Source organism: Streptomyces sp. UNOC14_S4 (assembly GCF_020740835.1).
In the GTDB taxonomy this organism is placed as follows: Bacteria; Actinomycetota; Actinomycetes; order Streptomycetales; family Streptomycetaceae; genus Streptomyces.
Window position 1 is genome coordinate 1 of sequence record NZ_JAINFC010000667.1, and the last position, 3375, is coordinate 3375.

The following is a 3375-nucleotide window of genomic DNA, read 5'->3' on the forward strand; positions in this document are numbered from 1 at the left end:
CTCCCCGCACCCTCCGAAGGGAACCGGAACATGACCGCCGACTCCGCCTGCCCGCAGGGCGGCCCCACCACCGGCCGCCGGGGATTCGTCAAGACGGCGCTCGGGACGGGCGTGGCCGGAGCCGCCCTCGTCGGCGGCGGCCTCGCGCTCGGCGGGACCGGCGCGGGGCAGGCCCACGCCACCGGCACCAGGGACGCCGGGAAGGTCGACTTCCACGGCCCGTACCAGGCGGGCGTCGTCACCCCGCAGCCCGCCGCCGCGGCGTTCGTCTCCCTTGACGTGATCGCCCGGAACCGCAAGGAGCTCGCCGACCTCTTCCGGACGCTCACCGAACGGGCCCGCTTCCTGACGGCGGGCGGCGCCCCCACCGACCTGGGTGTCGGCGCACCGCCCTCGGACAACGGCATCCTCGGCCCCACGCTCCCCGCCGACCGGCTCACCGTCACCCTCGGCGTGGGCGCGTCCCTTTTCGACGACCGCTTCGGGCTGGCCGGGGCCAGGCCCCGCAGGCTCACCCCGATGCGCACGTTCCCCAACGACAACCTCCGGGCGGCCGAGTGCCACGGCGACCTCTCGCTGCAGATCTGCGCCGAGCGCCAGGACACCGTCCTGCACGCGCTGCGCGACATCGCCCGGCACACGCGCGGCGCGATGCAGATCAAGTGGCGCGTCGACGGCTTCCAGAACGCGCCCCGCCCGACCGGGGCGCAGCGCAACCTGCTCGGTTTCAAGGACGGCATCGCCAACCCCGACACCGGGTCGGCGCGCGAGATGCGGCGGCTGGTGTGGGTGACGGACCGGCTCGACGAGCCGTCCTGGGCCGTCGGTGGCAGCTATCAGGTGATCCGTGTCATCCGCATGCTCGTCGAGTTCTGGGACCGGGTCTCGCTGACCGAACAGGAGAAGATGTTCGGCCGCCGCAAGGACACCGGCGCCCCGTTGGACGGGGCGCGGGAGGCCGACGCTCCGAACTACGCCAAGGACCCGAAGGGCGAGGCGATACCGCTCGCCGCCCACATCCGCAAGGCCAACCCCCGCACGCCCGAGACGGACGACTCCCGGATCCTGCGCCGCGGCTACAACTACGACCGGGGCGTCGACGGCGTCGGCAACCTCGACATGGGGCTGGTGTTCTGCTGCTACCAGCAGGACGTCAAGCGGCAGTTCGAGGCGACTCAGGAGCGCCTGGTCGACGAGCCCCTCGTCGACTACATCTCGCCGACCGGAGGCGGCTATTTCTTCACGCTCCCCGGCGTCCGGGATTCCCGCGACTGGCTCGGCAGGACACTGCTGGGGAGCTGACCGGTGATGTCCGGCCTCGCGGGGGAGGGGCTTTCGGAGCCGGTTTGACGAGGGCCGCCGCCGGTCATGTATTCTCTTTTTCGCCGCCGGGGATCACGTCGAGGATCGCGGGGGCGAAAAAGAGAATACGGGGCTATAGCTCAGTTGGTAGAGCGCCTGCATGGCATGCAGGAGGTCAGGAGTTCAATTCTCCTTAGCTCCACCGGAGAAATGAGGGCCACTTCCACGGGAAGTGGCCCTCGTTCCATTTCCACCGCGTTCCCGTCAGAGCGCGCGGTGGTCCCAGGCCCGGGCGGCGATCCCCACACGAGTGCCACGGTGGCGGCCGTCCACGCGAGGCCGCGCCCGTTCACCGGCCACCGGCCGACCGCCGCGAGCGGCGCGGCGACGCGACTCCGCTACGGGGGAGACCTGCCGCCACGTTCACTCCCCGCTCACCTGCCGTCCCCTGTTGATTCACTGTCGATGCTCTGTAGAACGCGCGTAGATCCCGCTGGGCCACAGTTGTCGTCACAGGCCGCCGCAGGGGCGGCGCAGTTGTCGTCACAGGCCGCCGCAGGGGCGGCGGTTCCTTTCGGACGAGGGCGGGGTGTACGGACGTGGTGGAGACGGCGGCGATCGGCGGCGACCTCGTCGCGGTCCTGCGGGCCGAGCTGACGGCCGCGGGCGGCGCGGGCGAAGAGGCCGGCACCGGCATCGGCACCGGGGCGTGGGAGACCAGGGCCGGGGACTTCTGGTACCACGTCGAGCCCCTCGCCCACCGCTACCGCCTGCAGGGCTGGAAACTGCACCTGTCCGCCGTGCCGGGCAACGCCGAGGAGGTCCTGCGGCGCGCGGCACGCGTACTGCTGCCGCTGCGGGTGCCGTTCAAGTTCGTCGGCACCACCGCACGGCTCAGGCGGTCGCTCGCCCGCGACTACCAGCGGGCCGCCGGAGGCAAGTTCCTCACCGTCTATCCGGACGACGACGCCCAGTGCGTGGAACTCGCCGAGGCACTCGACCGCGCCACCCGGGGGCTGTCCGGGCCGGGGATCCTCTCCGACCGCCCGTACCGCGAAGGCAGCCTGGTCCACTACCGGTACGGCGGTTTCGCCGCCCTGCGGGACCTCGGTGACGACGGGCTATGGCAGGACGTCCTGATCGCGCCCGACGGCACGCCGACCCCCGACGTGCGCGAGGCATGGTTCGCCCCGCCGCCGTGGGCGGCCGACCCCTTCCGGCCCGTACCGGAGCGGCCCGCGGCAGCGGCACAGCCCTCCGGCGGAGGCGAGCTGCTGCTCGCCGGACGCTACCGGGTCACCGGTGCCGTGCGGCACTCCAACAAGGGCGGGGTCTACCGCGCCGAGGACACCCGGCGCGGCGACGCGGCCGTCGTCATCAAACAGGGGCGGCCCTGGCTCGACGCGGAGGAGGACGGCCGGGACGTACGCGACCTGCTGCGCAACGAGGCAGCGGTCCTGAGGCACCTGGCACCTACAGGGGTGGTGCCAGGGTTCGTCGACACCTTCGACATGGACGGCCACCTCTTCCTCGTCGAGGACGAGCTCGCGGGCACCAGCCTGCGGGACCTCGCGGCCCCGGCGGACGCCCCCGACCGCACGCTGAGCCGAGCGGACGTCCTGGAACTCGCCCTCCGGCTGCTGGACCTGGTGTCCGTCGTCCACGAGGCGGGCGTGGTCGTCCGCGACCTGTCACCCGCCAACGTCATCGTCCGGCCCGACGGGCGCATGGCCCTCATCGATCTGGAGGCCGCGGTCCTGCCCGGCGGCACGGCCGGACGGCTCGCCACACCCGGCTACGTCGCGCCCGAACAACGCACCAGCGCGGCCGACCCGGCAGCCGACCGCTACAGCGTCGGCGCCCTCCTCGCGCTGCTGTCCCTGCAACAGGAACCACTGCGGCCGGAAGGCGGCGACCTGGCGGCCTGGGTACGGCACGCCGCACGGGACTTCCCGGTGGCCGGTGAACTCGCCGACGCCGTCGAGGGACTGACGCACCACCGGCCCGGGGAACGATGGGAGCTGGAGCGCGTACGGAAACACATCACCGCACTCCTCTCCGCCACCCCCGCAC

At 72.6% G+C, this 3375-nt stretch carries 1 protein-coding gene, 1 tRNA gene and 1 pseudogene; all 3 read left to right on the forward strand.

The genetic code is table 11. The features are described from left to right. The first annotated feature begins 30 nt into the window (after positions 1–30). The gene (gene efeB, locus K6I34_RS33990) at positions 31–1302 is read left to right on the forward strand and encodes an iron uptake transporter deferrochelatase/peroxidase subunit (protein WP_229331897.1); all 1272 of its coding nucleotides are present in this window, start codon (positions 31–33) and stop codon (positions 1300–1302) included. Positions 1303–1431: 129 nt separating this feature from the next. Next, a tRNA-Ala gene (locus K6I34_RS33995) sits at positions 1432–1504 on the forward strand. A gap of 397 nt (positions 1505–1901) precedes the next feature. Next, positions 1902–3375: pseudogene (locus K6I34_RS38755) on the forward strand (hypothetical protein); the annotation flags it as partial.

What these genes read in the sequence shown, in the direction of transcription:
- efeB (WP_229331897.1), top strand. Translation starts at nt 31, where the DNA reads ATGACCGCCGACTCCGCCTGCCCGCAGGGCGGCCCCACCACCGGCCGC.